We start from the raw sequence: 23,925 nt of genomic DNA, 5'->3' as shown, positions 1-23,925 counted from the left end.
TTGAGAGATGGCTATCGGTCTTATTGGTCGTAAAGTGGGTATGACTCGCATCTTCACTGAAGATGGTACGTCAATCCCTGTAACAGTAATTGAAATTGCAGGCAATCGTGTTACTCAAGTGAAAACTTTAGAAACAGACGGTTATCGTGCACTTCAAGTAACTACTGGTACCAAAAAAGCCAATCGCATCACTAAAGCAGAAGCAGGTCACTTTGCCAAGGGCGGCGTCGAAGCCGGTCGTGGTTTATGGGAAATGCGTTTAGCAGATGGTGAAGGCGAAGGCATTGAAGTTGGTGCTGAAATTAATGTTGATATTTTCGCTGAGACAGTGAAAGTAGATGTTACCGGTCAATCAAAGGGTAAAGGCTTCCAAGGCGGTGTTAAGCGTTGGAACTTCCGTACTCAAGATATGACTCACGGTAACTCTTTGGCACACCGTTCGAATGGTTCTATCGGTCAGAACCAAACGCCTGGTCGTGTATTCAAAGGCAAGAAAATGTCAGGCCATATGGGTGCTGAGCAAGTAACGACTCAAAATCTACACGTTGTACGTGTTGATGCAGAACGTAACTTGTTATTAGTACGCGGCGCAGTTCCAGGCGCTACCAATGGTGACTTGATTATCAAGCCAGCAGTTAAAGCTTAAGGTCTGAGGAGATAGTAATGGAATTGGTATTGAAAGACGCCCAGAGCGCTCTTGAAGTTTCCGAAACTACCTTCGGCCGTGACTTTAACGAGGCACTGGTTCATCAGGTAGTTGTAGCGTATGCTGCAAACGCGCGTCAGGGCACTCGTGCCCAAAAGACTCGTGCAGAAGTAACTGGCTCAGGCAAAAAGCCTTGGCGTCAGAAAGGCACTGGCCGCGCTCGTGCCGGTAGTGTTAAAGGCCCAATCTGGCGTGGCGGTGGCGTAACTTTCGCTGCTAAAACACAAGATCATAGCCAAAAAGTTAACAAGAAGATGTACCGTGGTGCTCTTAAGAGCATATTTTCTGAATTGGTACGTCAAGATCGTCTGGTTGTTGTTGAATCATTTGGTGTCGAAGCTCCTAAAACACAAGAGCTGAAAGCTAAATTAAAAGCAATGAACTTAGAAGACGTTCTAATTGTTACTGCTGAAGTTGATGAGAATTTATTCTTAGCAGCTCGCAACTTATACAAAGTTGACGTTCGTGACGTAGCGGGTCTTGACCCAGTGAGTCTAATTGCGTTCAACACTGTTCTTGTTACTGCTGACGCAGTGAAGCAAATCGAGGAGATGCTAGCATGATCCGCGAAGAACGTTTGCTAAAAGTTATTCTTGGTCCACATATCTCTGAAAAGAGTACTGTGCTTGCTGAGAAAAACAACACTGTAGTCTTCCGCGTAGCCATCGATGCAACTAAAGCAGAGATTAAAGCTGCAGTAGCGAAGCTATTTGAAGTTGAAGTTAATTCGGTTCGCACTTTAGTTAATAAAGGCAAAACCAAACGTACTGGTGGCCGAGTTGGTCGTCGCATCGATTGGAAAAAAGCCTATGTTACTTTAGCTGCTGGTGCTGACATTGATTTCGTCGGCGGCGCTGAATAAGCAAAGGAGAATTATCATGGCAGTTATTAAGTGTAAGCCAACCTCTCCAGGTCGTCGCCACGTAGTTAAAGTGGTGAATACGGACCTGCATAAGGGTAAACCTTTTGCTGGCCTGTTGGCGAAAAAAACTAAAAGTGGTGGCCGTAACAATACTGGCCGTATCACTGTTCGCCACATAGGTGGTGGACATAAGCAGCACTATCGTATTGTTGACTTTAAACGCAACAAAGATGGTATTCCTGCGAAAGTTGAACGTCTTGAATACGATCCAAACCGTACAGCGCACATCGCGTTAGTACTGTATGCAGATGGTGAGCGTCGTTATATTCTTGCTGCAAAAGGCATGAAAGCTGGCGACCCAATCCAATCTGGCTTGGATGCAGAAATCAAGACTGGTAACGCTAGACCGTTACGCAACATTCCAGTAGGTAGTGTTGTACACGCTGTTGAAATGAAGCCTGGTAAAGGCGCTCAGATCGCACGTTCAGCTGGTGCTTATGTACAAGTTGTTGCGCGTGATGGTGCTTATGCAACTCTACGTCTTCGCTCTGGCGAAATGCGTAAAGTTCCAGTAGATTGCCGCGCAACATTTGGTGAAGTTGGTAATTCCGAGCACATGCTACGCCAGTTAGGTAAAGCAGGTGCTACGCGCTGGAGAGGCATACGCCCTACAGTTCGAGGTGTTGCAATGAACCCAGTAGACCATCCACATGGTGGTGGTGAAGGCCGTACTTCTGGTGGACGTCATCCAGTGAGTCCATGGGGTGTGCCGACTAAGGGTTATAAAACTCGTAGCAACAAGCGCACTGACAAGTACATCGTACGTCGTCGTAATAAATAGTTAAGAGGATTCGCCATGCCACGTTCTCTCAAGAAAGGTCCCTTCATTGACCTGCACTTGCTGAAGAAGGTAGAGAAAGCGATGGAAGCGGGAGACAAAAAGCCAATTAAGACTTGGTCTCGTCGCTCAATGATCATCCCTAATATGATTGGGTTGACCATCGCTGTCCATAATGGTCGTCAGCACGTACCTGTGTTCGTAACTGACGAAATGATCGGTCACAAGCTTGGTGAATTTTCACCAACTCGCACTTATCGCGGCCATGTCGCAGATAAGAAAGCGAAGAAGCGTTAATACGGGAGGAATAAGATGGAAGTTTTAGCTAAACATCGTTTTGCTCGTACGTCTGCGCAGAAGGCCCGTCTAGTTGCTGATCAAATTCGTGGATTGCCTGTTTCTAAGGCGCTCGAGATTTTGACATTCAGCCCCAAGAAAGCCGCCGTACTAGTTAAAAAAGTACTTGACTCAGCTATCGCAAACGCCGAACACAACGAAGGTGCTGACATTGATGAGCTTAAAGTTGGAGCCGTCTTCGTAGATGAAGGCCCAACAATGAAGCGCATCTTGCCACGTGCTAAAGGCCGCGCTGATCGTATCATGAAGCGTACCAGTCACATTACTGTGGTTGTAGCAGATCGCTAGGAGAAGAGAGCAATGGGACAGAAAGTACATCCTAATGGTATCCGTCTGGGTATCACTAAGCCTTGGATCTCTACCTGGTACGCAGATAAGTCAGACTATGCAAATAATCTGAACAGCGACTGGGAAGTGCGTCAATATTTAACTGAAAAGTTAAAAGCCGCATCAGTATCTAAGATTGTTATTGAACGCCCAGCGAAGAGCATCCGCGTTACTATTCACACTGCCCGTCCAGGTATTGTGATTGGTAAGAAAGGTGAAGACGTTGAAGTATTACGTGCCTATGTGTCTAAAATCACTGGTACTACTGCTCAAATCAACATCGCTGAGATCCGTAAGCCTGAATTAGACGCTAAGCTCGTCGCTGACTCTATAGCTCAGCAGTTAGAGCGTCGTGTTATGTTCCGTCGTGCTATGAAGCGCGCAGTACAAAACGCAATGCGCATTGGTGCTCAAGGTATCAAAGTTCAAGTGAGCGGCCGTTTAGGCGGAGCTGAAATCGCGCGTGCAGAATGGTATCGTGAAGGTCGTGTACCTCTACATACTTTGCGTGCCGATATCGACTATTCAACTGCAGAAAGTCACACGCAATATGGTGTGATTGGTATTAAAGTTTGGATCTTCAAAGGCGAAGTTCTAGACGGTTTAATACCAGCTATTGAAGAGCCTAAGCAGCAACCCAAGCGTAAGCCTCGTGGTAAATAGGAGAAACTTTTATGCTGCAACCTAAACGTATGAAGTTTCGCAAGATGTTCAAGGGCCGCAACCGCGGTCTAGCGAACGGTACTGAAGTTAGCTTTGGTACTTTCGGTTTGAAAGCAGTCGGCCGTGGCCGTTTAACTGCTCGTCAAATTGAATCTGCACGTCGTGCCATGACACGTCACGTTAAGCGTCAAGGACAAATTTGGATTCGAGTTTTCCCTGACAAGCCAATTACCTCTAAGCCTCTAGAAGTGCGTATGGGTAAAGGTAAAGGTAACGTTGAATACTGGGTATGTCAGATTCAACCTGGTAAGGTTCTTTATGAGATGGATGGTGTTCCTGAAGCGTTGGCTCGTGAAGCCTTTGCTTTGGCTTCAGCCAAACTTCCTCTGAAGACTACCTTCGTAACTAAGACGGTGATGTAATGAAAGCGAGCGAACTAAGAGAAAAGAGCGTTGAAGAACTTAACGCTGAATTACTTGGTCTGCTGCGTGAGCAGTTTAACCTGCGTATGCAACACGCTACTGGTCAGTTGAGCCAAACTAATCAATTGAAACTAGTGCGTCGTAACATTGCACGTGTAAAGACCATTATTACTTCTAAGGCAGGTGCGTAATGTCTGATAAAACCCGTACTTTGCAAGGTAAAGTAATTAGCAACAAAATGGACAAGTCTATTACTGTTGCTATTGAGCGCCAAGTGAAACATCCTATTTATGGGAAGTACATTAAGCGTACTACTAAGATCCATGCACATGACGAAACTAATCAGTGTAACGAAGGGGATTACGTGGCGATTAGCCAGTGTCGTCCGCTATCTAAGACTAAGTCTTGGACGCTTGCTGAAGTAGTGACAAAAGCCTAATTTTATTAGGCTAACGTAAACGGCCCCAGTATTTGGGGCCGTTTGTTTTTTTTGCTATGCATCCCGAAAATGTGTGTTATACTTGCGCGCCATTTTTAAGTAAATTATTACTTGAATTTGGTTCAAATGTAGTCCCATAGTGGGATTGTGTAGTAACGATAGCGGAGCACTTGAAATGATCCAAATGCAATCGACTCTAGACGTCGCATGTAACAGCGGCGCACGCAGAGTTCAGTGTATTAAGGTCTTGGGTGGCTCTCATCGTCGTTATGCCGGTATCGGCGACATCATCAAAGTTTCTGTTAAAGAAGCAATTCCTCGCGCTAAAGCGAAGAAAGGTGATGTATATAACGCGGTGGTAGTCCGTACTAAGAAAGGCGTTCGTCGTCCAGACGGTTCTGTCATTCGCTTCGATCGAAATGCAGCGGTTTTGCTTAATGCAAACCTTGCACCGATTGGTACTCGTATCTTTGGCCCAGTGACACGTGAATTGCGTAATGATAAATTCATGAAGATTGTCTCGCTGGCACCAGAAGTACTGTAAGGAGCTTCAAATGGCAGCTAAAATCCGTCGTGAAGACGAAGTAATTGTACTAGCAGGTAAAGACAAGGGTAGCCGCGGTAAGGTTTCTCAAGTTTTACCTACTGGTAAGTTAATTGTTGAAGGCCTCAATCTTGTTAAAAAGCACCAGAAACCAAACCCTCAATTGGGCGTGACTGGCGGCGTTATCGAGAAAGAAGCACCGATTCAAGCATCAAACGTTGCGATCTTTAACCAAGCCACAGGCAAGGCAGATCGTGTTGGTTTCCGATTTGAAGACGGCCAAAAAGTCCGTTTCTTTAAATCGAACAGCGAACTCGTTAAGTAATTTGGAGTAAACGATGGCGAAACTGCATGATAAATATCAAGAGACTGTAATCGCTGAACTAGCTAAAAAGTTCGGTTATAGCAGTGTCATGCAAGTCCCTCGGATTGAAAAAATCACCCTCAACATGGGTGTAGGCGAAGCTGTTGCAGATAAGAAAGTTATGGAGCATGCGCTCCGTGACATGACTGCAATCGCTGGCCAGAAACCAATTGTAACTGTTGCACGTAAATCAGTTGCTGGTTTTAAAATCCGTGAAGGCTACCCTATTGGCTGTAAAGTGACCCTACGCGGTGAGCGTATGTGGGAATTTTTAGAGCGTTTAGTTGACATTGCAATACCACGTATTCGTGATTTCCGAGGCTTAAGCGCTAAAGCGTTTGACGGTCGTGGTAATTACGCAATGGGCGTGCGTGAGCAGATCATCTTCCCAGAAATCGATTATGATAAAATCGATAAAATTCGTGGTATGGATATTGTTTTCACTACTACTGCGAAGAATGATGAAGAAGGTCGTGCTTTGTTAGACGCTTTTAACTTCCCATTCAAGAAATAAGGGTAGCATAATGGCAAAAACATCTATGAAAGCACGTGAAGCAAAACGTGCGCAGCTCGTAGCTAAATATGCTGAAAAGCGTTTAGCACTTAAGGCTATTATCAACAGTCCTGCAACTTCTGACGAAGATCGCTGGGATGCTGTACTTAAGTTACAAGCTCTACCACGTGATTCTAGCGCTGCGCGTCAACGCAACCGCTGTAATCAAACTGGTCGCCCACATGGTTTCCTACGTAAATTCGGCTTAAGCCGTATTAAATTACGTGAAGCAACCATGCGTGGTGAAGTTCCTGGTCTGCGTAAGGCCAGCTGGTAAGCACTTGTCACGGAGTAAGCTAATATGAGCATGCAAGATCCTATTGCGGATATGTTAACCCGTATTCGTAACGGCCAAGCTGCTAACCACGTATCTGTAAAGATGCCTTCAGCTAAGTTAAAAGTAGCAATTGCGAAATTACTTAAAGATGAAGGTTTCATTACTGAATACGCCGTAGCAGATGAAGCTAAGCCTGAATTAGAAATTACCTTAAAGTACTTTCAAGGCAAACCAGTCGTTGAGACTATCCAGCGTGTAAGTCGCCCTGGTCTTCGTATTTACAAAGGTAAAGACGAGCTACCAAAGGTGATGGGCGGTCTGGGTATCGCAATTGTGTCCACTTCTAAAGGCTTGATGACTGATCGCGCCGCCCGCCAAAATGGCTCGGGTGGCGAGGTTATCTGCTACGTAGCGTAAGGAGCTAGAAATGTCTCGTGTTGCAAAAGCACCAGTCACTGTTCCTGCTGGCGTAGAGGTGACTTTAAACGAACAGACCTTAACTGTGAAAGGCAGTAAAGGAAGTCTGACTCGAGTAATCAACAATGCGGTAAATGTTGTTATCGACGATGCACAAGTTAAGTTCCTTCCTGTCGAAGGCGTTGCTAACGCTTGGGCACAGGCTGGTACTGCACGTGCATTGGTAAACAATATGGTTGTTGGTGTATCTCAAGGTTTTGTGAAAAAACTTAAATTAGTTGGTGTAGGTTACCGTGCAAAGATTGCTGGTAGTGACTTAGATTTAACTTTAGGTTTTTCACATCCATTAGTACACAAACTGCCCGCAGGCGTTACTGCAGAGTGTCCTAGCCAAACTGAAATCGTGCTTTCGGGCGTTGATAAACAGTTAATTGGTCAGGTTGCTGCTGAAATTCGCGGATATCGTCCACCAGAGCCTTATAAGGGCAAAGGTGTTCGCTATGACGACGAAGTAGTACGCCGTAAAGAGGCTAAGAAGAAGTAGGTAACGCGATATGGATAAGAAAACATCTCGCTTACGTCGCGCTACTCGTGCACGTAAGAAGATCCAAGAGCTGGGCGTGAATCGTCTGGTTGTACATCGTACACCACGTCACATTTATGCTCAGGTAATCAATCCTGAAGCTCAGGTGTTGGCAGTTGCTTCAACCGTTGAAAAAGCGGTTAAAGAACTACTAAAGAGTACCGGTAACGTGGATGCAGCTAAAGCAGTAGGTAAAATTGTTGCTGAGCGTGCGATCGAGAAGGGCGTAGCAATAGTTGCGTTCGACCGTTCTGGTTTCAAGTATCATGGTCGTGTCGCTGCGTTAGCAGATGCCGCTCGTGAAGCTGGCCTGAAGTTCTAAGGGGTTATAAAAATGGCTAAATTAGAAGCTCAGCAAAAAGACGATCTGCAAGAGAAATTAATTGCAGTTAATCGTGTTTCTAAAGTAGTTAAAGGCGGTCGTATCTTTAGCTTCACTGCACTAACAGTTGTGGGTGATGGTAATGGTAAGATCGGCTATGGCTATGGTAAAGCGCGAGAAGTTCCAGCTGCTATTCAAAAAGCAATGGAAAAAGCCCGTCGAAATATGGTAACCGTGGAGTTGAATGCAGGTACTTTGCATCACCCAGTTAAAGGTCGCCATACTGGTTCTAAAGTTTATATGCAACCAGCATCACAGGGTACCGGTATTATTGCCGGAGGCGCAATGCGTGCCGTATTGGAAGTAGCAGGCGTTCATAACGTTCTGTCAAAAGCATACGGTTCTACTAACCCGATCAACATCGTTCGCGCAACTGTCGATGCGTTGGTGCACATGAAGTCACCAGCTCAAATCGCAGCAAAACGTGGCCTGAATGTTGATGAAATTCGGGGGTAATGCACCATGGCTACTAAAACTTTAAAAGTCACACAGACTAAAAGCAGCATTGGTCGTTTACCAAAACACCGTGCAACCTTAACCGGTTTAGGCCTACGCCGCATTGGTCACACTGTCGAAATTGAAGATACACCTTCAGTTCGCGGTATGATTAACAAGGTGTACTACATGGTTTCGGTGGAGGAATTAAGATAATGCGTCTAAATACTCTATCTCCAGCAGCAGGTTCTAAATCTGCTCCTAAGCGTGTAGGCCGTGGTATCGGTTCAGGTTTAGGTAAAACAGCGGGACGTGGCCATAAAGGTCAGAAGTCTCGTTCAGGCGGCGGCGTTCGCGTCGGTTTCGAAGGTGGTCAAATGCCACTTAAGATCCGCCTACCTAAATTTGGCTTTACCTCGCGTCGCGCTTTGGTAACAGCTGAAGTTCGTTTACTCGAACTAGCAAAAGTTAACGGTGATGTTGTCGATTTGAATGCACTGAAAGATGCGAATGTTATTACTCGCAATATCCAGTTTGCGAAAATCGTTCTTTCAGGTACCATTGACCGCCCTGTGACTGTAAAAGGTCTGAAGGTAACTAAAGGTGCTCGTGCAGCTATTGAAGCTGCCGGTGGCAAGATCGAGGAATAATACATCGATGGCAAAACCAGGACTTGATTCAAAAAGCGCGAAAGGCGGTTTGTCTGAACTGAAAACTCGTCTTCTGTTCGTGATTGGCGCAATTATCGTCTTTAGAGCCGGTTCGTTTGTGCCAATTCCTGGTATTGACGCCGCTGTATTGGCAGAGCTATTTGCTCAGCAAAAAGATACCATCCTTGGCATGTTCAACATGTTCTCGGGTGGTGCTTTAGAGCGTGCTTCTATCTTCGCATTGGGTATCATGCCGTATATTTCGGCATCTATCATAATGCAGTTATTGACTGTTGTGCATCCTGCACTCGCTGAATTAAAAAAAGAAGGCGAATCAGGACGTAAAAAAATCAGTCAATATACTCGATATGGCACACTTATGCTGGGTACGCTGCAATCTGTCGGTATTGCAACGGGTTTACCAAATCTGATGCCTGGCCTTGTGGCCAATCCCGGAATTGGTTTTTACTTTGTTGCAGTTGTGAGTCTAGTGACAGGAACTATGTTCCTTATGTGGCTAGGTGAGCAAATTACCGAACGTGGTATTGGTAATGGTATCTCGATTTTAATTTTCGCAGGTATTGTTGCTGGTCTACCATCGGCCATCGGCTCAACAGCCGAGCAGGCGCGTCAAGGTGACATGAATGTTTTAGTACTACTGTTGCTCGCTGTTATTGTATTTGCTGTAACTTATTTAGTGGTATTTGTGGAACGTGGTCAACGTCGTATCGTCGTTAACTACGCTAAGCGCCAACAAGGCCGTAAGGTTTTTGCAGCGCAAAGCACCCATTTACCTTTAAAAATTAATATGGCAGGTGTGATTCCACCAATCTTTGCTTCCAGCATTATTTTGTTCCCAGGCACACTGGCTCAGTGGTTTGGTCAAAATGAGTCTATGTCATGGTTAAGCGATTTCGCTTTAGCTGTGTCACCAGGACAACCGCTGTATTCATTATTGTACGCGTCAGCAATTATCTTTTTCTGTTTCTTCTATACTGCGTTGGTTTTTAACCCTCGTGAAACAGCAGATAACTTGAAAAAGAGTGGTGCATTCATTCCTGGGATCCGTCCCGGAGAACAGACTTCGCGTTACATTGATAAAGTAATGACACGTTTAACCTTAGCGGGTGCGTTGTATATTACCTTTATCTGCTTAATTCCGGAGTTCATGTTAATTGCGTGGAAAGTACAGTTCTATTTTGGCGGTACTTCACTACTAATTATAGTCGTCGTGACCATGGACTTCATGGCTCAGGTTCAGACCCATATGATGTCTCATCAGTATGAGTCTGTGATGAAGAAAGCTAATCTCGTTAACAAAGCGAAATAAGATCGCTTTGGAAAACAAGATTGCTTTTACGGAGTGATGAAATGAAAGTTCGAGCTTCCGTGAAGAAGATCTGCCGTAATTGCAAGATCGTCAAGCGTAGTGGCGTTGTTCGCGTTATCTGTGTTGAACCAAAACACAAACAGCGTCAAGGCTAAGAAAGAAGTTTGGTCAGCCCAATAATGGGCTGACCAAAATATTGTTTGCAAATCTGTCGTCTGTCGAGTATCCTTTCGGGCTTTTCGCAGATGACCTTTAACTTAAGGAGTGCATAGTGGCCCGTATCGCTGGCATTAACATTCCTGATCAAAAGCATGCAGTCATTGCGTTGACTGCTATCTTTGGTATTGGACGTACACGCGCTAGAGCAATCTGCGCATCTACTTCAATCGCCGAAGATGCTAAGATCAAGGAATTGAGCGAAGCTCAGATAGATATCCTACGCGAAGCAGTCGCCAAATATTCAGTAGAAGGTGACTTGCGTCGTGAGATTTCAATGAACATCAAGCGTCTTATGGATCTTGGTTGTTATCGTGGTCTCCGCCATCGTCGTAGCCTGCCCCTTCGTGGGCAACGTACTAAGACCAATGCGCGTACGCGTAAAGGTCCACGTAAGCCAATCAGAAAGTAACGGGAAGGTAAACCAAAATGGCTAAAGTTCCGTCACGTTCTCCGCGTAAGCGCGTACGTAAACAGGTTGCAGATGGCATGGCTCATATCCATGCGTCTTTCAACAACACAATTGTCACCATTACAGATCGTCAAGGTAATGCGTTGTCATGGGCTACCTCAGGTGGTTCTGGTTTTCGTGGTTCACGTAAATCAACACCATTCGCTGCACAGGTTGCTGCTGAGCGTGCAGGTATTGCTGCTCAAGACTACGGCGTTAAAAACCTTGAAGTTTTCGTGAAGGGTCCAGGTCCAGGTCGTGAATCAGCCATTCGTGCGCTGAACGCTGTTGGTTATAAAATTACCAACATTACCGATGTGACGCCTATCCCTCATAATGGCTGTCGTCCACCTAAAAAACGTCGTGTATAACACTGCGTATATAGGATAGTTGGAGAAAGATCATGGCAAGATACTTGGGTCCCAAGCTCAAGCTCAGCCGCAGAGAAGGTACAGACCTTTTCCTAAAAAGCGGTGTGAGAGCAATCGAATCGAAGTGTAAGCTAGAAACTGCACCTGGACAACATGGCGCACGTAAGCCACGTTTGTCTGAGTATGGTATTCAGCTACGCGAGAAACAAAAAGTTCGTCGTATTTTCGGAGTGCTAGAAAAGCAATTCCGTAACTACTACAAAGAAGCTGCACGTTTAAAAGGCAATACAGGTGAAAACCTATTGCAACTCTTAGAAGTCCGCCTAGATAACGTTGTTTATCGTATGGGTTTCGGTTCTACGCGTGCAGAATCACGTCAGCTAGTAAGCCATAAATCTGTTATGGTTAACGGTCGTGTTGTTAATATTCCGTCATTCAAAGTGTCTGCGAATGATGTTGTAAGCATCCGTGAAAAGTCACGTACTCAAGCTCGTATCAAAGCGGCTTTAGAAGTGGCTTCTCAACGTGAAAAGCCTACATGGGTAGAAGTCGACAATGCGAAAATGGAAGGTGCTTTTAAGCGTATTCCAGAACGTAGCGATTTGTCTGCGGATATTAACGAACAGCTGATCGTCGAGCTTTACTCTAAGTAAGGCTAACAAACAAGAGAGGACACAATGCAGGGTTCTGTTACAGAATTTCTTAAACCGCGTCTCGTTGATATTGAGCAGGTTAATTCAACTCGCGCCAAAGTTACACTAGAGCCACTAGAACGTGGTTTTGGCCATACCTTAGGTAACGCGTTGCGTCGAATCCTATTGTCGTCTATGCCTGGCTGTGCAGTTACTGAAGTCGAAATTGACGGCGTACTGCATGAATACAGCAGTAAGGAAGGCGTGCAAGAAGATATCCTTGAGATATTGCTTAATCTTAAGGGATTAGCAGTGACCATCGAGGGTAAAGACGAGGCTTTGCTTACATTAAGCAAGTCCGGCACAGGCCCTGTTACAGCAGCAGATATCACGCATGATGGTGATGTTACCATCGTGAATCCTGATCATGTTATCTGTCACTTGACTGGTAACAATGATATCAGCATGCGTATCCGCGTTGAGCGTGGTCGTGGTTATGTGCCTGCTTCGGCTCGTGCACAGACTGAAGACGATGATCGCCCAATCGGTCGCTTATTGATTGATGCTTCATTCTCGCCTGTAGCTCGCATTGCATATAATGTTGAAGCTGCTCGTGTAGAACAACGTACTGACTTAGACAAACTTGTGATTGATATGACCACTAACGGTACTATTGATCCTGAGGAAGCCATTCGTCGTTCCGCAACCATCTTAGCTGAACAGCTAGATGCGTTTGTTGAATTACGTGATGTGACTGAGCAGGCTGTTGTAGAAGAGAAACCGGAGTTCGATCCGATTTTGCTGCGTCCTGTCGACGATTTAGAGCTAACTGTACGTTCGGCTAACTGTTTAAAAGCCGAAGCGATTCATTACATCGGAGATCTGGTACAACGCACTGAAGTTGAGTTGCTTAAGACCCCTAACTTAGGTAAGAAATCTCTTACCGAAATTAAGGATGTTTTAGCGTCTCGCGGACTGTCGTTAGGTATGCGTCTAGAAAACTGGCCACCGGCTAGTTTAGCTGACGACCTATAAGTCTCAGGTTAGTACAGATTTAGGTTATAAGGATTAGGTCATGCGCCATCGTAAGAGTGGTCGTCAACTAAACCGCAACAGCAGTCATCGTCAAGCTATGTTTCGTAACATGGCTTGTTCAATAGTTCGTCATGAGATTATCAAGACAACTGTAGCTAAAGCGAAAGAACTGCGTCGCGTTGTTGAACCTCTAATAACACTTGCTAAAATTGACAGCGTTGCAAATCGCCGTTTAGTTTTTGCTCGTACCCGCGACGCTGAAGTTGTAGGTAAGTTATTTACTGAATTGGGTCCACGCTTCCAGGAACGTCCTGGTGGCTACACTCGTATTCTAAAGTGCGGTCTACGTACCGGTGATAAAGCCCCAATGGCTTACATCGAGTTAGTAGGTCGTCCTGAAGCTGCTGAAGCTGTTGAAGTAGAAGCTGCTGAGTAATTAGTTACTCACCGAAAAAACCGAGCTTAGGCTCGGTTTTTTTTATTTTTTTCCTGCATCGGTCATATTATAAGCGTTCGGGCAAGTACCTCTTCAGTACCGCTTATTGCTCCTTTATCTTAACGGCTAACTATTACATCAAGAGTTAATATGGCTAAATGTTCTCATGAAGAATGAGCTGCCTCCCAATAAATGCAGCCAGCGCTTTAACGATTACTGGTTTTTGTCATTAACATAATCTCAGTTCAGCACCTTTTATTTCTGTAAAGCAACTAAGCTTAAAACGTCGCAGCGTTTGATAAATAACAGTGATCATGTCGACAGAGGTGACGCCCCATGCTTTTCAATAGACTATCTGCATGCAGCATCAAACGGGTTTGTGGGCTTCCCCTATTCGTTGTCAGTCAGCCTTTTTTGTGAAAGTATTATAACCCCAAGCTATTAATTCGCTCATCACCAGCACTATTTCTTATATCAGCAGTATCTATTAGCCCTATACAAGCCAGAGGTACAGCTTAAGCGTTAATCGCAGATTGGATGATAAAGTCCGCCGTCCTGTTAACTCCTTAGATGATTTACGGTACCAACCTCTATTAACTAAAAGTGAACCTCACGCTGATGAAGCGACGCTCAAAGTGATTAACGAATCGTATCTGTGGGTGAATTGCTCTGGCGTGGATGAGCCTCGTTATCAAGGTTTAAACAACTTTGTGCTGTACGACTATTAACAAGGTAGCCTCAAGGACACGTGCGAGAGCGCTTTTCTTGCCATGGAGCAAACCCGTTAGGGTTATTTACCGATCGATTGCTACGCGGCCTTCTAACAGGCAAGCAATAGACTTGTGGGGTCTATCCAAGATATAAATTCAAAGAAACATGAAAGTTGCACAGGAAAAACAAAACTTGCAGCGTCAACAAGGCGGATATGGCACTGAGCATGATAGCCAAGCGGAATTGTATTGAAATGCAAATATCTGCACTAAGTCAAAAAGACTGATCATTTTTTTAAGTGGCTCATTCAAGTTCTTCAGGAGGCAATTTAAACACTGGCTCGATACATCAGCGGAGCAAGTGCCAAAAAACGCCCTTGGCCAAGACATACACTACAACCTGCTTTATGGCCAAAGCCTAGCCGGTGACATAGAGAATAGTGGTTTTAATAGCGACAACAATCGTTGACAACGCGTAGCAAAGCAGTTTGTGATTGGCCGTTAATACTGATGGGTTAACCTCAACCATAGTGGTGTAGAGGCGAGTGTTATTTTGTCCAACATAATAGAAATGGCATCAGGAATGGGTTAACACCGTTCGATTACATTGAACACAGCTTAGAGCCGCTATCCTTGCCTCATAGAGGCCTCTACAGTCTATTTATCTGGCTCGTTAATCTAGGTGAGGGTAGTTTTCAAAACGCTTAATAAGTAGCGATCTTGTGTTCGCTGAGCAGTAGGTTCAGTGCCTGCTCATCATGACGTGCCTTTGATTTTCATCGCCGGCTCAATGAGTTATCGTTAAGTTTCTAGTGTGGATTTATATGCCTTTAACTCTAGACCTTATACTGAGTTAATGATTAAAGTAGTCTGAATCCAGATAGCGTCATTGGTTTACCCGAATAGCATCCAATGCCTGCAGACGGTAAATTAGTTTTACTGGGTATAAAAAAAGCCTCCGAAGAGGCTTGATTGAATGTTGTGTTTATTTACTTATTGCCCATAGCCTCTTCACTATAGCTAGGCTTTTCATGCTTTTGTCCCATCGCTTCAGCGACTTCAGGCGGCATATAGTTTTCATCGTGCTTGGCGAGGACTTCAGTCGCTTCTAGTTTTCCAGACGCTACTAGAATACCTTGGGCAACGATCCCTTGGCCTTCTCTAAATAGGTCTGGAAGTAAATCATCATAAGTGACGAACACTGTCCCACCCGCTGAATCATGCACTGCAAATTCAACATGTAAACTTTTTGGATCACGTTTCATCGACCCTATTGTGACCATGCCACCGACTCGGATCCGTTGTCCTACTTCTGGCATTACACCCGTATCGTTTTTCCCGTGGGTGATTTCATACGGTGTATAGAATAAATTCAAATTAGAATTTAGTGCGTATAACAATAACGAAGCAACAGCTGCAACACCGGCTATTAACGCTACTGCAAGGGTTAATCTCTTTTTACGTCTTGGATTCACGATTATTACCTCTTGTTTCTTTCAGGCGTTGTTCACGCGTTATTTTTTTAGCTATTTCAATTAGGACTGTGCGTTTTTTTCGCACGCTGAGGATGATCAAGGTTCCTAAAGAGCCGATTGTTACACCGTAAGACAACCATACATAGAATCCATAGCCACCCATATTAATGAAATCTTTCAATGAATCAAATTGCATTATTTTGCCTCCTCTGCAGTTGCTAAATCTCTTACCCAAGGGCGCATGCCATTTCGAGCGAGGATTTCGGTTCTATAACGGACTAAGGTAATTGCACCTATCATTACTCCAAAACCAACTATATTGATCAATAGTGGGTATAGCATATCTGTCGACATGGTTGATTTTTCAGTTATTTTAATTGTAGACGGTTGATGTAAGCTGCTCCACCAGTCGACAGAGTATTTAATAATCGGAATGTTAATCACACCGACAATGGCCAAAATACCAGAGGCTCTAGCCGCGAGCACCTTATCTTCAAAAGAAGCATACAGCGAAATAATACCTAAGTATAAAAAGAGTAAGACTAATTCAGAGGTCAGACGCGCATCCCATACCCACCAAGCGCCCCACATTGGTTTGCCCCATGCGGCTCCGGTAAGTAATGCTATGAATGTGATAACCGCACCAATAGGTGCTATTGCTGCCGCGGCCCAATCGGCAGATTTAATTTGCCATACTAAACCTATAAAGGAAGCGGTTGCCATTGCCAAATAAGCGCTCATTGACATCGATGCGGCAGGCACATGGATGAAAATAATACGATAACTATCGCCTTGTTGGTAATCTGTTGGTGCAAACAATAATCCCCAAATGCTCCCAGTTCCAATAAGTAAAATCGCGAATGTGGTAAACCACGGCAGTAGTGTGCCTGACAATTTATATGCTCGTTCAGGATCAGCGAAGGTATGAAGCCATTTCCACATTAGTTTGTACTCACACGTAAAGAGGCACCAATTGCAAAAGGAGCCAAGATTAAAGAACCGACCAACATAGCGGCTAGTATCGCCAGTTGGCCATCATAAGTAAGGTTGAGTCCTGCGGCATCAATTGCGCTAGTGGCAAAGATAAGTACAGGAATATATAAAGGTAGAATGAGTAAGCTCAGTAACACGCCTCCTTTTCGAAGCCCAACGGTTAGTGCTACACCTATCGCACCTAGTAAAGATAACACCGGGGTTCCTAGCGCTAACGTCGCCATTAATGCACCGTAACTATTACTCTCTAAATGCAATAGAACGGCTAACAAAGGGGCAACTAAGATTAATGGCACACCTGTTAGTATCCAATGAGCCAGTACTTTTGATAATACTAATAATGGTAATGGCTGTGGACTCAACAACATCTGCTCAAGGCTACCATCGTTGTAATCGGCTTTAAATAATCGCTCTAATGACAACATAGAGGCGAGTAAGGCCGCGACCCATATAATGCCAGGTGCTACTCTTGTTAGGACCTGAGGTTCAGGCCCAATTCCTAGAGGAAAAAGAGTGACCACTAATATAAAAAATAATAGTGGGTTAAAAATATCACCGCGATGTCGGATAGCAATTCTTAAATCTCGTTGCAAAAACGTCATGAATGATGCGGTGTAACTAATTCCTCGTTTCATCCCAATACCTTATATAAAGCGATAGTCGAGCGTGACTTTACGTAACATGTCATCACGAATAATGCTCATATCTTGGTGGGTGGTTAATATGACACATCCTCCCGATTTAGCATGTTGTATGAAAAGTTGTTCCAATTCTTCAACGCCTTTTTTATCAATTGCAGTAAAAGGTTCATCGAGGATCCAGATTTTACAGTTGCTATGCTGTAAACGTGCTAATGCGGTTCGACGGTGTTGTCCTGCAGATAAATGACCTGCCAGAGCTTCTTCAAAACCGGTTAAATTGACCTTCGCCAAAATAACGTTAGTGTCGAAATCATCATAGCCACTGATTCTTAAATTGAAGTTAAGATTTTCTTCTGCAGTGAGCTCACTTTTTACACCCGCCAAATGCCCAAGATATAACAAGTCGAGATTAAACTCGTCTCTACATCGATTAATGTCTTCACCTAAATATTCAACCTCACCAGCATAGGGGCGAGATAAGCCTGCAATAATACGTAGTAGGCTAGTTTTACCAGCACCATTTGGGCCTTCAACTTGGACAATATCACCCGCATTGATGTTAAAACTAAGTTCATCAAATAAAATGCGTTCTTCGCGAATACAGGTCAATTCGTTGGCACTTAATAGTACTTTTGGTTGGTTTGATATAGTCACTTATCCCTCTTGTTTTGCTTGAGGATGAATTCGAAAAGATATTAACACAAACACTTTTACCGGTTTAGCTTTGTCACCGATTAAGTGCTAGCAATTTGATATGGTTCCAAAAAATAATATATAGTTTGAACTTTTTTAATGATTGCTAATATATTACCTTAACTGCACTGATTGTCTTGATTTAGGGACTAAGCTGAGATTGTTATCACAAAAAGATGAGTTTTTTTGCTATTTGTAGTAATCTTATGTTGCCAAAATGAGTCTGCCTTCTAAATCAAAGGGCAGCGTTAAGCTTTATATATTTGCAATTAGGAACGATGAACATGAAAAAATTGTTAGCAATGACTGCAGTAGCTGCATTAACTTTGTCTGCAAATGTATTTGCTCAAGAAGGTGAAGCTATTTATAATAAAGCGTGTCAAGTCTGTCACAGCATGGGCGTGGCTGGTGCGCCTAAAGCTCATGATACTGCGGCATGGGAACCACGCCTAGCGAAAGGTTTAGATGCCTTAGTGGGTTCGGTTAAGTCAGGTTTAAACGCTATGCCACCAGGTGGTATGTGTACTGACTGTACCGATGACGATTACAAAAAAGCAATTGAGTTTATGTCTAAGTAGCTTTCGACTAGATCAAAAAACCGGCTAATAGCCGGTTTTTTTATGGGTCAATCTTAGTCATGTTAGCGTATAACATCACTAAGACTAAACAGGGTTACTGTACTAAGGTATCCAGTGTTAGTGCAGCATTACCACCCACTTTTATTGCTTTAATTGTGCCCTTTAAGTCACCCGACTGTGGCTTAACACTGCCATTCTTTGACAATACCGCAATGATTTCGACTTCTTGTACTGAACTGAGTGTGACATCGCCACCCATAGAAGTACTGTCATCTAGTGTAATTGTTGTGGGTAAACTGCTTGCGCTGATTTTAGTTGCGGCTAGCGGTACTTTAAGGCCTTGGGTTGCTCGTGCGAAAATAAACACAGTATCTGTATCAGCCACTTTATCCGCTAGTTCTGGCGAAATGGATATTTCAATCGCCACCGTTTTGGCGTTGCTAGTGATATCTGATTTGTGATTGGCATCACTAGGCATTGAGTCTGGGTTTTCACCAAGGCGCATGTTAGCAGACTCAATCGCATTCATTAATGCTGTTCTATCAACATCATTACGATCACTGTCTAAGATCATTTGCCACGAATTGATGGCTTTATTGTAGTTTGCGGTAAAGAAAGCATCCATACCAACGAGAAGCAGCGTGGAGGGATCTTGTGGATCTAACGCTAAAGATTGATCAATTATCGCTTGAATTGCCGGTGACATTTGTTGATTAGCTTTGTAGTATAGCGCTGTCGCTTTAGGGCCAAGGAGTTCAGCTTGCGTGCCCACTAACTCCATCACTTTATCAAATGCAGCAACGGCTTTATCATATTGATTGGCAGAGATATAAGCATGCCCAAGGCTAAACCAAGCTTGACTGTCGTCTGGCTGAGCTTGCACTTTTGCTTCCATTATCTGTACCCGTTGCGACATAATTTGCGCCGGATCCATACCCTGATGAGGATTGCTGGCTTGCGAAGGAGGGTTGGCTAATTCGTTGTAAGCACCAAGTTGTTGATAAAAGTAACCTGAAACAGCCAACAAACAAATGGTCATAAAAGCAGGCCACAAAGCAGTTTTTGATTTAATTTCGACATCAAGGGAGTCGTCACCCTTTTGTTTCATATCCTGAAGTAGATTTATCTCTAGTTCTTTCTTTAATGCTTCGAATTCGACTTGATCTAAAAGATCGTCTTTCAATTCTTTTTCAAGAATAGCTAAACGTTCAGCAAAAAGTTCAAGGTTAGTTTGTCTACGAACACCAGATTCTTCAGCTTGTAACAGCTTTTTCTGGCGAAAATGTGGAACCCAAATCATGATTAGGCCGATGAGTACGACAAGCGCAATAAATATCCAAAATGTGGTCATTGTTTCAATATTCACTTTTAGGTTAACAGAGAAAGCGGCAATTACCGCAGTGCTTGGAATCTTGATTATACGTAAAGATTATTAATTGAATAGTAATATAAGGAAGATATGAATCCAAATCCTGATAGTTGCGTACTGGTTCACAGATTGAATTGTTTGGCTAACTCATGGTGAAACTTTGTTAAGGTAATCCTGTCAGACTGGTTGTGGAAACTTTTCGATTTATCTCAATCGATGTTCATAATGAGACTAGTGACCCAATTTTGCACGAAAATGGCAGACAGAAGTCATCGCAAGTTCTAAAATGCGTTAAAATTCGTTTAAGCTAATGTGCGTATATTAGTTCATCGCATTAATTGGTACTGTAGTGATTTGTTTGTTTCAGATCCGCTTATTTTTTTAGACTAAGGAATACCCATGATTCCAGAAATTGGACATTTCTCGCTCATTCTCGGTTTGGCTTTTGCCATACTGTTAGCTAGCGTGCCGTTATATGGTTCCGCATGTAAAGACCAGTATCTCGTTCGTTATGCTTGGCCATTGACATACGGAATGTTTTTTTTCATCACTCTATCGGTCGTTATCCTAGGGTACAGTTTTGCGGTTGATGATTTTTCGGTGGCTTATGTCGCACATCATTCCAACTCACAATTACCTATTTTCTTTAAGATTGCGGCAGTTTGGGGTGGTCATGAAGGATCACTATTATTCTGGGTCTTTGCATTATCTGTATGGTCTACCTCTGTGGCACTATTCAGTAAAGGGTTAGAAGAAGTCTTTACCGCCAGAGTATTGTCAGTCTTAGCGATGATTGTTGTTGGTTTCACCTTATTCATGGTACTGACATCAAGTCCATTTGAACGGTTATTTCCTATTCCTTTAGAAGGGAGAGACTTAAATCCGATGCTGCAAGATGTTGGATTAATCTTCCATCCACCTATGCTGTATTTGGGTTACGTGGGTTTCTCAGTATGTTTTGCTTTTGCCATAGCAGCACTTATGAGTGGCAGACTTGACTCCGCATGGGCTCGTTGGAGTCGTCCTTGGACTTTAGCGGCTTGGATATTTTTAACCGGTGGGATCTCATTAGGTTCTTGGTGGGCTTATTACGAATTAGGTTGGGGCGGCTGGTGGTTTTGGGACCCGGTTGAAAATGCGTCATTTATGCCTTGGTTAGTGGGTACTGCGTTAGTGCACTCATTAATCGTGACAGAAAAACGTGGTGCATTCCGTAACTGGACTGTATTGCTAGCTATCTTTGCGTTCTCATTAAGTTTACTCGGCACCTTTATTGTTCGTTCGGGCGTATTAACGTCAGTACATTCTTTTGCAGCAGATCCAAGTCGTGGTTTGTTCATCTTGCTGCTGTTAGGCCTTGCCATCGGCGGTTCGTTAACTCTGTTTGCTTTCCGAGCCAGTGAAATGAGCAGTCCAGCACGATTTGAGCTTAAATCGAAAGAAACCATGCTGCTAATCTGTAACGTATTACTTACTGTTGCAGCGGGTACTGTTCTACTGGGTACACTATATCCTTTACTGATTGATGCATTAGGTATGGGCAAAATTTCAGTTGGCCCTCCGTATTTCAATGCTGTGTTTGTACCTATCGTACTAGTGCTATTTTGTTTTATGGGTATAGGTCCAATTATTCGTTGGAAGAAATCTAAAGCCGGTGAAATCAAAAGACAGTTACTTGTTCCAGCTATTATCGCGTTAGTTGTGGGTGTTGCAGCTCCATTTGTTGCTGGCGGTGAATTTAATGCTTGGGTAATGTGTGGTGTGGGTGCTACCGCGTGGATCATGCTAGCCACTCTTCGCGCTGCTTATAATATGGTAAGCAATAAAGAAGGCGGTATCAGTCTCAATCAAATAGGTCGTAGCCAGTTAGGGATGCTCTTTGCCCACTTTGGTATTGCGGTTTCAGTAATGGGGGCAACAATTGTCTCTAATTACTCGATTGAAAAAAGTGTTCGCATGGGACCAGGTATTAGCCAAGAGCTGGCAGGTTATACATTCAAGTACTTAGAAACTAAAAATGTCGTCGGCCCTAATTATACTGCCAAACAAGGTCAGATTGAGATTTATAAAGATGATGAATTTGTCTCTTTGTTAAAGCCTGATCGTCGTCAATACACTGTTCGTACTATGGATATGACTGAAGCAGGTATTGATTGGGGATTATTCCGCGACTTATATGTCACTATGGGCGACCCCATTAGTTTAACTGAGTTTGCTGTACGTCTTAATTATAAACCCTTTGTACGTTGGATATGGTTTGGCTCAATCTTTATGATGATTGGTGGCTTCCTTGCTGCATCAGATAAGCGTTATCGTGTGAAGCAAGTTGCTTCAGAAGATGTAGTAAAAGCAAAATTAGCGACAGTGTAATTAACTCGGAGACACTATGAAGAAGTTTGTACTGTTTATACCCTTAGTCATATTCTTGGGTATGGGCGCGTTTTTATACAAAGGATTATTTCTCAATCCTAAAGTGCTCGATTCAGCATTAGAAGGAAAGCCTGTTCCGGCTTTCCAACTTGAGCGCTTAGAAGTGCCTAGTGAAGTCTTAACTGAGAAAGATCTTCCTGCAAAAGTGTCGATGTTAAACTTTTGGGCGACTTGGTGTCCCGCATGTAAATATGAGCATCCTTATTTGTTGATGTTATCTAAACGTAATTTGTTACCTATATATGGTATCAACTATCGTGACGAGCGAGCATTAGCAATTAAAGAGTTAACCACTCTAGGTGACCCTTACACAGCTAACCTCTTTGATAAAGATGGTCGCCTAGGGCTCGACCTTGGGGTTTATGGCGCACCAGAAACATTTATTGTCGATCATAACGGTATTATTCGTTATCGTTATGCAGGACCAATAGATCAAACAGTATGGACACAAACCTTGTATCCGATGATCCAGCAATTACAAGCTGAAGCAAAAGTTGATGGAGCATCGTAATGAAATTCGTATTTAAAATAATGATGGTTTGTACTAGTTTACTTTTTACTTTGACGGTAATGGCTACACCAGTCGATACCTATGAGTTTAAGTCAGCTGAAAATCAACAAAGGGCATTGTCACTCGCGCATCAATTGCGTTGTCCACAATGTCAGAATCAAAATTTAGTCGATTCAAACTCACCTGTTGCACAAGATTTGCGTCTAGAAGTGTATCAGATGGTTGATAGCGGTAAATCTGAAGCTGAAATTATCGACTTTATGACCAGTCGCTACGGTGATTTTGTTTTGTACAATCCTAAGCTAGACTCGAAAACATATATTCTATGGCTTGGTCCATTTGGGTTACTTATTTTGGGTCTCTTTATTGGTTTTATCTTTGTGCGCAAGCAACGGATTCAAGCAACAGAATCAACAACCTTGTCGACAGAGCAACAAGCCGAGTTAGATGCAATATTAAATCCTAATAAGACAACCAAGTAACCAATCGGAGTATTAACCTTGAAACAGTGGTTTGCGTATATCTTCACGAGCTTCTTTATATTGGGTATTGCAAGTATGGCTAATGCATACCCCGGCATGCAAGCTGCGGCTAAGCAAACCACTGAGTCAACACTTGATCGGATTAATATCCTACCGCAACCATTCCCTATTGCTTTAGTCGACTTCACCAACCCCGTTGGTCAGCCAATTAATTTTGAACACTATAAGGGAAAAGTGGTTGTGGTTAACGTTTGGGCTACTTGGTGCCCACCTTGTGTCAGAGAGCTCCCTGCGCTAAATCGATTAGATAAAAGCTTAGATGCAGAACATTTTGCACTAATACCTATTTCTATTGATGCCGAAGCGGTTAATGTCGTACAGCCATTTTTGGAATCTCTTGAATTATCCACATTCAACTCATATTTTGATCCGCAACAACAGTTACGAGATGTATTCCCACTCGATACAATACCGGCGACATTTATCTTAAATGAACAAGGTGAGCTGGTGGCCTATGTTCGCTCGTTTGTCGATTGGGATGATAAGAATGTGATTAGTTTCCTTAACCAATTCCGCAACAGCACAGTAAAAGTACAATAAACAGTCAATAAAGCTCAAAAAATATCTTAAAGGATCGCTTTTGGTGAAAAGATCGCCAAGCGATCCTTTTTTCTTAAAAAAGGGCTTGCGCTAAATCTTGTATTGCCTATAATGCGCATCCACTGACACGGCAGACAGCGAAAGCAGTCACCG

39 protein-coding genes are annotated in these 23,925 nt (G+C 43.5%); 33 read left to right on the top strand and 6 right to left on the bottom strand.

Annotated features, from left to right (window positions below; translation table 11 throughout):
- Positions 1-7: 7 nt before the first annotated feature.
- From rplC to AAEZ00_RS16435, 28 genes are all read left to right on the top strand, one after another.
- Positions 8-646, top strand: a complete 639-nt coding sequence (rplC, locus tag AAEZ00_RS16570) for a 50S ribosomal protein L3 (RefSeq protein ID WP_101033710.1) — start codon at positions 8-10, stop codon at positions 644-646.
- A gap of 17 nt (positions 647-663) precedes the next feature.
- Positions 664-1,269: a 50S ribosomal protein L4 gene (gene rplD / locus AAEZ00_RS16565; RefSeq protein WP_101033712.1), complete on the top strand. Its 606-nt coding sequence runs from the start codon at positions 664-666 to the stop codon at positions 1,267-1,269.
- On the top strand, positions 1,266-1,568 hold the full coding sequence (gene rplW / locus AAEZ00_RS16560; protein WP_101033714.1) for a 50S ribosomal protein L23: 303 nt from the start codon (positions 1,266-1,268) through the stop codon (positions 1,566-1,568). Before rplD ends, rplW begins: the two co-directional genes overlap by 4 nt.
- 16 nt (positions 1,569-1,584) lie before the next feature.
- Entirely contained in the window at positions 1,585-2,409 is an 825-nt protein-coding gene (gene rplB, locus AAEZ00_RS16555; RefSeq protein WP_101033716.1) for a 50S ribosomal protein L2, read from the top strand.
- 15 nt (positions 2,410-2,424) lie between these two features.
- Positions 2,425-2,703 (top strand): 30S ribosomal protein S19, encoded by a 279-nt coding sequence (gene rpsS / locus AAEZ00_RS16550; protein WP_101033718.1) that lies wholly within the window; start codon positions 2,425-2,427, stop codon positions 2,701-2,703.
- A 15-nt stretch (positions 2,704-2,718) separates the two neighbouring features.
- Positions 2,719-3,051 carry a 50S ribosomal protein L22 gene (gene rplV / locus AAEZ00_RS16545; RefSeq protein ID WP_101033720.1) on the top strand — a complete coding sequence of 111 codons (333 nt, stop codon included), beginning with the start codon at positions 2,719-2,721 and terminating at the stop codon, positions 3,049-3,051.
- A gap of 12 nt (positions 3,052-3,063) precedes the next feature.
- Positions 3,064-3,753, top strand: a complete 690-nt coding sequence (gene rpsC, locus AAEZ00_RS16540) for a 30S ribosomal protein S3 (protein ID WP_124013991.1) — start codon at positions 3,064-3,066, stop codon at positions 3,751-3,753.
- 11 nt (positions 3,754-3,764) lie between these two features.
- Positions 3,765-4,175: a 50S ribosomal protein L16 gene (gene rplP, locus AAEZ00_RS16535; protein ID WP_101033724.1), complete on the top strand. Its 411-nt coding sequence runs from the start codon at positions 3,765-3,767 to the stop codon at positions 4,173-4,175.
- The gene (gene rpmC, locus AAEZ00_RS16530; RefSeq protein WP_101033726.1) at positions 4,175-4,366 is read left to right on the top strand and encodes a 50S ribosomal protein L29; all 192 of its coding nucleotides are present in this window, start codon (positions 4,175-4,177) and stop codon (positions 4,364-4,366) included. The genes rplP and rpmC overlap by 1 nt, the downstream gene beginning before the upstream one ends.
- Positions 4,366-4,614, top strand: a complete 249-nt coding sequence (gene rpsQ, locus AAEZ00_RS16525; protein WP_101033728.1) for a 30S ribosomal protein S17 — start codon at positions 4,366-4,368, stop codon at positions 4,612-4,614. Before rpmC ends, rpsQ begins: the two co-directional genes overlap by 1 nt.
- 175 nt (positions 4,615-4,789) lie before the next feature.
- Positions 4,790-5,158 carry a 50S ribosomal protein L14 gene (rplN, locus tag AAEZ00_RS16520; protein WP_011635649.1) on the top strand — a complete coding sequence of 123 codons (369 nt, stop codon included), beginning with the start codon at positions 4,790-4,792 and terminating at the stop codon, positions 5,156-5,158.
- 10 nt (positions 5,159-5,168) lie between these two features.
- The gene (rplX, locus tag AAEZ00_RS16515) at positions 5,169-5,483 is read left to right on the top strand and encodes a 50S ribosomal protein L24 (protein WP_101033730.1); all 315 of its coding nucleotides are present in this window, start codon (positions 5,169-5,171) and stop codon (positions 5,481-5,483) included.
- 13 nt (positions 5,484-5,496) lie between these two features.
- Entirely contained in the window at positions 5,497-6,036 is a 540-nt protein-coding gene (rplE, locus tag AAEZ00_RS16510) for a 50S ribosomal protein L5 (protein WP_101033732.1), read from the top strand.
- Positions 6,037-6,046: 10 nt separating this feature from the next.
- Positions 6,047-6,352, top strand: coding sequence for a 30S ribosomal protein S14 (gene rpsN, locus AAEZ00_RS16505; protein ID WP_124013992.1), 306 nt, complete (start codon positions 6,047-6,049; stop codon positions 6,350-6,352).
- A 24-nt stretch (positions 6,353-6,376) separates the two neighbouring features.
- Complete coding sequence (gene rpsH, locus AAEZ00_RS16500; protein WP_101033736.1) at positions 6,377-6,769, top strand: 30S ribosomal protein S8; 393 nt, start codon at positions 6,377-6,379, stop codon at positions 6,767-6,769.
- A gap of 10 nt (positions 6,770-6,779) precedes the next feature.
- Entirely contained in the window at positions 6,780-7,313 is a 534-nt protein-coding gene (gene rplF, locus AAEZ00_RS16495; RefSeq protein ID WP_124013993.1) for a 50S ribosomal protein L6, read from the top strand.
- A gap of 10 nt (positions 7,314-7,323) precedes the next feature.
- Positions 7,324-7,674, top strand: a complete 351-nt coding sequence (gene rplR / locus AAEZ00_RS16490) for a 50S ribosomal protein L18 (protein ID WP_101033740.1) — start codon at positions 7,324-7,326, stop codon at positions 7,672-7,674.
- A gap of 12 nt (positions 7,675-7,686) precedes the next feature.
- A complete protein-coding gene (rpsE, locus tag AAEZ00_RS16485; protein ID WP_011494651.1) occupies positions 7,687-8,190 on the top strand; it encodes a 30S ribosomal protein S5 in 504 nt (167 codons plus the stop codon).
- 6 nt (positions 8,191-8,196) lie between these two features.
- Entirely contained in the window at positions 8,197-8,385 is a 189-nt protein-coding gene (rpmD, locus tag AAEZ00_RS16480; protein ID WP_101033742.1) for a 50S ribosomal protein L30, read from the top strand.
- Complete coding sequence (gene rplO, locus AAEZ00_RS16475; protein WP_011635657.1) at positions 8,385-8,819, top strand: 50S ribosomal protein L15; 435 nt, start codon at positions 8,385-8,387, stop codon at positions 8,817-8,819. The genes rpmD and rplO overlap by 1 nt, the downstream gene beginning before the upstream one ends.
- A 7-nt stretch (positions 8,820-8,826) precedes the next feature.
- A complete protein-coding gene (secY, locus tag AAEZ00_RS16470; protein WP_101033744.1) occupies positions 8,827-10,149 on the top strand; it encodes a preprotein translocase subunit SecY in 1,323 nt (440 codons plus the stop codon).
- A 41-nt stretch (positions 10,150-10,190) separates the two neighbouring features.
- Positions 10,191-10,304: a 50S ribosomal protein L36 gene (gene rpmJ, locus AAEZ00_RS16465; RefSeq protein ID WP_006083579.1), complete on the top strand. Its 114-nt coding sequence runs from the start codon at positions 10,191-10,193 to the stop codon at positions 10,302-10,304.
- A 116-nt stretch (positions 10,305-10,420) separates the two neighbouring features.
- Positions 10,421-10,777 carry a 30S ribosomal protein S13 gene (gene rpsM, locus AAEZ00_RS16460; protein ID WP_101033746.1) on the top strand — a complete coding sequence of 119 codons (357 nt, stop codon included), beginning with the start codon at positions 10,421-10,423 and terminating at the stop codon, positions 10,775-10,777.
- Positions 10,778-10,794: 17 nt separating this feature from the next.
- Positions 10,795-11,187 (top strand): 30S ribosomal protein S11, encoded by a 393-nt coding sequence (rpsK, locus tag AAEZ00_RS16455; protein WP_011635661.1) that lies wholly within the window; start codon positions 10,795-10,797, stop codon positions 11,185-11,187.
- 32 nt (positions 11,188-11,219) lie between these two features.
- On the top strand, positions 11,220-11,840 hold the full coding sequence (gene rpsD / locus AAEZ00_RS16450) for a 30S ribosomal protein S4 (RefSeq protein ID WP_101033748.1): 621 nt from the start codon (positions 11,220-11,222) through the stop codon (positions 11,838-11,840).
- Between the two features lie 24 nt (positions 11,841-11,864).
- The gene (locus AAEZ00_RS16445; RefSeq protein ID WP_101033750.1) at positions 11,865-12,854 is read left to right on the top strand and encodes a DNA-directed RNA polymerase subunit alpha; all 990 of its coding nucleotides are present in this window, start codon (positions 11,865-11,867) and stop codon (positions 12,852-12,854) included.
- A gap of 40 nt (positions 12,855-12,894) precedes the next feature.
- Positions 12,895-13,290 carry a 50S ribosomal protein L17 gene (rplQ, locus tag AAEZ00_RS16440; protein ID WP_101033752.1) on the top strand — a complete coding sequence of 132 codons (396 nt, stop codon included), beginning with the start codon at positions 12,895-12,897 and terminating at the stop codon, positions 13,288-13,290.
- A 533-nt stretch (positions 13,291-13,823) separates the two neighbouring features.
- A complete protein-coding gene (locus tag AAEZ00_RS16435) occupies positions 13,824-14,018 on the top strand; it encodes a hypothetical protein (protein ID WP_164839426.1) in 195 nt (64 codons plus the stop codon).
- Positions 14,019-14,989: 971 nt separating this feature from the next.
- Here AAEZ00_RS16435 and ccmE read toward each other — a convergent pair.
- From ccmE to ccmA, 5 genes are read right to left on the bottom strand one after another with little or no spacing between them, the layout of a single operon-like run.
- A complete protein-coding gene (ccmE, locus tag AAEZ00_RS16430; protein ID WP_124013994.1) occupies positions 14,990-15,475 on the bottom strand; it encodes a cytochrome c maturation protein CcmE in 486 nt (161 codons plus the stop codon).
- Complete coding sequence (ccmD, locus tag AAEZ00_RS16425) at positions 15,459-15,671, bottom strand: heme exporter protein CcmD (protein WP_101033757.1); 213 nt, start codon at positions 15,669-15,671, stop codon at positions 15,459-15,461. The genes ccmE and ccmD overlap by 17 nt, the downstream gene beginning before the upstream one ends.
- Positions 15,671-16,417: a heme ABC transporter permease gene (locus AAEZ00_RS16420; RefSeq protein ID WP_101033759.1), complete on the bottom strand. Its 747-nt coding sequence runs from the start codon at positions 16,415-16,417 to the stop codon at positions 15,671-15,673. Before AAEZ00_RS16420 ends, ccmD begins: the two co-directional genes overlap by 1 nt.
- Positions 16,417-17,103 carry a heme exporter protein CcmB gene (ccmB, locus tag AAEZ00_RS16415; protein ID WP_101033760.1) on the bottom strand — a complete coding sequence of 229 codons (687 nt, stop codon included), beginning with the start codon at positions 17,101-17,103 and terminating at the stop codon, positions 16,417-16,419. Before ccmB ends, AAEZ00_RS16420 begins: the two co-directional genes overlap by 1 nt.
- 9 nt (positions 17,104-17,112) lie before the next feature.
- Complete coding sequence (gene ccmA / locus AAEZ00_RS16410) at positions 17,113-17,763, bottom strand: cytochrome c biogenesis heme-transporting ATPase CcmA (RefSeq protein WP_101033761.1); 651 nt, start codon at positions 17,761-17,763, stop codon at positions 17,113-17,115.
- 323 nt (positions 17,764-18,086) lie between these two features.
- Here ccmA and AAEZ00_RS16405 point away from each other — a divergent pair, with 323 nt between their 5' ends.
- The gene (locus AAEZ00_RS16405) at positions 18,087-18,380 is read left to right on the top strand and encodes a c-type cytochrome (protein ID WP_101033762.1); all 294 of its coding nucleotides are present in this window, start codon (positions 18,087-18,089) and stop codon (positions 18,378-18,380) included.
- Positions 18,381-18,474: 94 nt separating this feature from the next.
- On the opposite strand, the gene ccmI is transcribed toward AAEZ00_RS16405, so the two are convergent.
- Entirely contained in the window at positions 18,475-19,731 is a 1,257-nt protein-coding gene (gene ccmI, locus AAEZ00_RS16400) for a c-type cytochrome biogenesis protein CcmI (protein WP_101033763.1), read from the bottom strand.
- Positions 19,732-20,148: 417 nt separating this feature from the next.
- Here ccmI and AAEZ00_RS16395 point away from each other — a divergent pair, with 417 nt between their 5' ends.
- The 4 genes from AAEZ00_RS16395 to AAEZ00_RS16380 all read left to right on the top strand — a co-directional run bounded on the left by AAEZ00_RS16395 (position 20,149) and on the right by AAEZ00_RS16380 (position 23,772).
- Complete coding sequence (locus AAEZ00_RS16395) at positions 20,149-22,119, top strand: heme lyase CcmF/NrfE family subunit (RefSeq protein ID WP_124013995.1); 1,971 nt, start codon at positions 20,149-20,151, stop codon at positions 22,117-22,119.
- 16 nt (positions 22,120-22,135) lie between these two features.
- The gene (locus tag AAEZ00_RS16390; RefSeq protein ID WP_124013996.1) at positions 22,136-22,690 is read left to right on the top strand and encodes a DsbE family thiol:disulfide interchange protein; all 555 of its coding nucleotides are present in this window, start codon (positions 22,136-22,138) and stop codon (positions 22,688-22,690) included.
- Entirely contained in the window at positions 22,690-23,172 is a 483-nt protein-coding gene (nrfF, locus tag AAEZ00_RS16385; RefSeq protein ID WP_124013997.1) for a heme lyase NrfEFG subunit NrfF, read from the top strand. Before AAEZ00_RS16390 ends, nrfF begins: the two co-directional genes overlap by 1 nt.
- A gap of 75 nt (positions 23,173-23,247) precedes the next feature.
- Positions 23,248-23,772 carry a TlpA family protein disulfide reductase gene (locus AAEZ00_RS16380; RefSeq protein ID WP_101033767.1) on the top strand — a complete coding sequence of 175 codons (525 nt, stop codon included), beginning with the start codon at positions 23,248-23,250 and terminating at the stop codon, positions 23,770-23,772.
- Positions 23,773-23,925: the final 153 nt, after the last annotated feature.

The organism is Shewanella sp. S1-49-MNA-CIBAN-0167 (genome assembly GCF_040310145.1).
Lineage (GTDB): Bacteria > Pseudomonadota > Gammaproteobacteria > Enterobacterales > Shewanellaceae > Shewanella > Shewanella psychromarinicola.
This window is presented reverse-complemented; position numbering and strand designations above follow the sequence as displayed.

Bases quoted from the DNA above. Each gene is read 5' to 3' on its own strand.
- nrfF (WP_124013997.1), top strand. From the start codon at position 22,690: ATGAAATTCGTATTTAAAATAATGATGGTTTGTACTAGTTTACTTTTT.
- AAEZ00_RS16390 (WP_124013996.1), top strand. From the start codon at position 22,136: ATGAAGAAGTTTGTACTGTTTATACCCTTAGTCATATTCTTGGGTATG.
- rplP (WP_101033724.1), top strand. From the start codon at position 3,765: ATGCTGCAACCTAAACGTATGAAGTTTCGCAAGATGTTCAAGGGCCGC.
- ccmD (WP_101033757.1), bottom strand. From the start codon at position 15,671: ATGCAATTTGATTCATTGAAAGATTTCATTAATATGGGTGGCTATGGA.
- rplE (WP_101033732.1), top strand. From the start codon at position 5,497: ATGGCGAAACTGCATGATAAATATCAAGAGACTGTAATCGCTGAACTA.
- AAEZ00_RS16405 (WP_101033762.1), top strand. From the start codon at position 18,087: ATGAAAAAATTGTTAGCAATGACTGCAGTAGCTGCATTAACTTTGTCT.
- rpmC (WP_101033726.1), top strand. From the start codon at position 4,175: ATGAAAGCGAGCGAACTAAGAGAAAAGAGCGTTGAAGAACTTAACGCT.
- rpmD (WP_101033742.1), top strand. From the start codon at position 8,197: ATGGCTACTAAAACTTTAAAAGTCACACAGACTAAAAGCAGCATTGGT.
- rplN (WP_011635649.1), top strand. From the start codon at position 4,790: ATGATCCAAATGCAATCGACTCTAGACGTCGCATGTAACAGCGGCGCA.
- rpsC (WP_124013991.1), top strand. From the start codon at position 3,064: ATGGGACAGAAAGTACATCCTAATGGTATCCGTCTGGGTATCACTAAG.
- AAEZ00_RS16445 (WP_101033750.1), top strand. From the start codon at position 11,865: ATGCAGGGTTCTGTTACAGAATTTCTTAAACCGCGTCTCGTTGATATT.
- rplX (WP_101033730.1), top strand. From the start codon at position 5,169: ATGGCAGCTAAAATCCGTCGTGAAGACGAAGTAATTGTACTAGCAGGT.
- rplQ (WP_101033752.1), top strand. From the start codon at position 12,895: ATGCGCCATCGTAAGAGTGGTCGTCAACTAAACCGCAACAGCAGTCAT.
- ccmB (WP_101033760.1), bottom strand. From the start codon at position 17,103: ATGAAACGAGGAATTAGTTACACCGCATCATTCATGACGTTTTTGCAA.
- rplR (WP_101033740.1), top strand. From the start codon at position 7,324: ATGGATAAGAAAACATCTCGCTTACGTCGCGCTACTCGTGCACGTAAG.
- rplB (WP_101033716.1), top strand. From the start codon at position 1,585: ATGGCAGTTATTAAGTGTAAGCCAACCTCTCCAGGTCGTCGCCACGTA.
- rplW (WP_101033714.1), top strand. From the start codon at position 1,266: ATGATCCGCGAAGAACGTTTGCTAAAAGTTATTCTTGGTCCACATATC.
- rpsN (WP_124013992.1), top strand. From the start codon at position 6,047: ATGGCAAAAACATCTATGAAAGCACGTGAAGCAAAACGTGCGCAGCTC.
- rplV (WP_101033720.1), top strand. From the start codon at position 2,719: ATGGAAGTTTTAGCTAAACATCGTTTTGCTCGTACGTCTGCGCAGAAG.
- rpsH (WP_101033736.1), top strand. From the start codon at position 6,377: ATGAGCATGCAAGATCCTATTGCGGATATGTTAACCCGTATTCGTAAC.
- rpsE (WP_011494651.1), top strand. From the start codon at position 7,687: ATGGCTAAATTAGAAGCTCAGCAAAAAGACGATCTGCAAGAGAAATTA.
- rpsK (WP_011635661.1), top strand. From the start codon at position 10,795: ATGGCTAAAGTTCCGTCACGTTCTCCGCGTAAGCGCGTACGTAAACAG.
- rplC (WP_101033710.1), top strand. From the start codon at position 8: ATGGCTATCGGTCTTATTGGTCGTAAAGTGGGTATGACTCGCATCTTC.
- AAEZ00_RS16395 (WP_124013995.1), top strand. From the start codon at position 20,149: ATGATTCCAGAAATTGGACATTTCTCGCTCATTCTCGGTTTGGCTTTT.
- rpsS (WP_101033718.1), top strand. From the start codon at position 2,425: ATGCCACGTTCTCTCAAGAAAGGTCCCTTCATTGACCTGCACTTGCTG.
- secY (WP_101033744.1), top strand. From the start codon at position 8,827: ATGGCAAAACCAGGACTTGATTCAAAAAGCGCGAAAGGCGGTTTGTCT.
- rplO (WP_011635657.1), top strand. From the start codon at position 8,385: ATGCGTCTAAATACTCTATCTCCAGCAGCAGGTTCTAAATCTGCTCCT.
- rplF (WP_124013993.1), top strand. From the start codon at position 6,780: ATGTCTCGTGTTGCAAAAGCACCAGTCACTGTTCCTGCTGGCGTAGAG.
- rplD (WP_101033712.1), top strand. From the start codon at position 664: ATGGAATTGGTATTGAAAGACGCCCAGAGCGCTCTTGAAGTTTCCGAA.
- AAEZ00_RS16380 (WP_101033767.1), top strand. From the start codon at position 23,248: ATGGCTAATGCATACCCCGGCATGCAAGCTGCGGCTAAGCAAACCACT.
- ccmI (WP_101033763.1), bottom strand. From the start codon at position 19,731: ATGACCACATTTTGGATATTTATTGCGCTTGTCGTACTCATCGGCCTA.
- rpsQ (WP_101033728.1), top strand. From the start codon at position 4,366: ATGTCTGATAAAACCCGTACTTTGCAAGGTAAAGTAATTAGCAACAAA.
- rpmJ (WP_006083579.1), top strand. From the start codon at position 10,191: ATGAAAGTTCGAGCTTCCGTGAAGAAGATCTGCCGTAATTGCAAGATC.
- AAEZ00_RS16420 (WP_101033759.1), bottom strand. From the start codon at position 16,417: ATGTGGAAATGGCTTCATACCTTCGCTGATCCTGAACGAGCATATAAA.
- rpsD (WP_101033748.1), top strand. From the start codon at position 11,220: ATGGCAAGATACTTGGGTCCCAAGCTCAAGCTCAGCCGCAGAGAAGGT.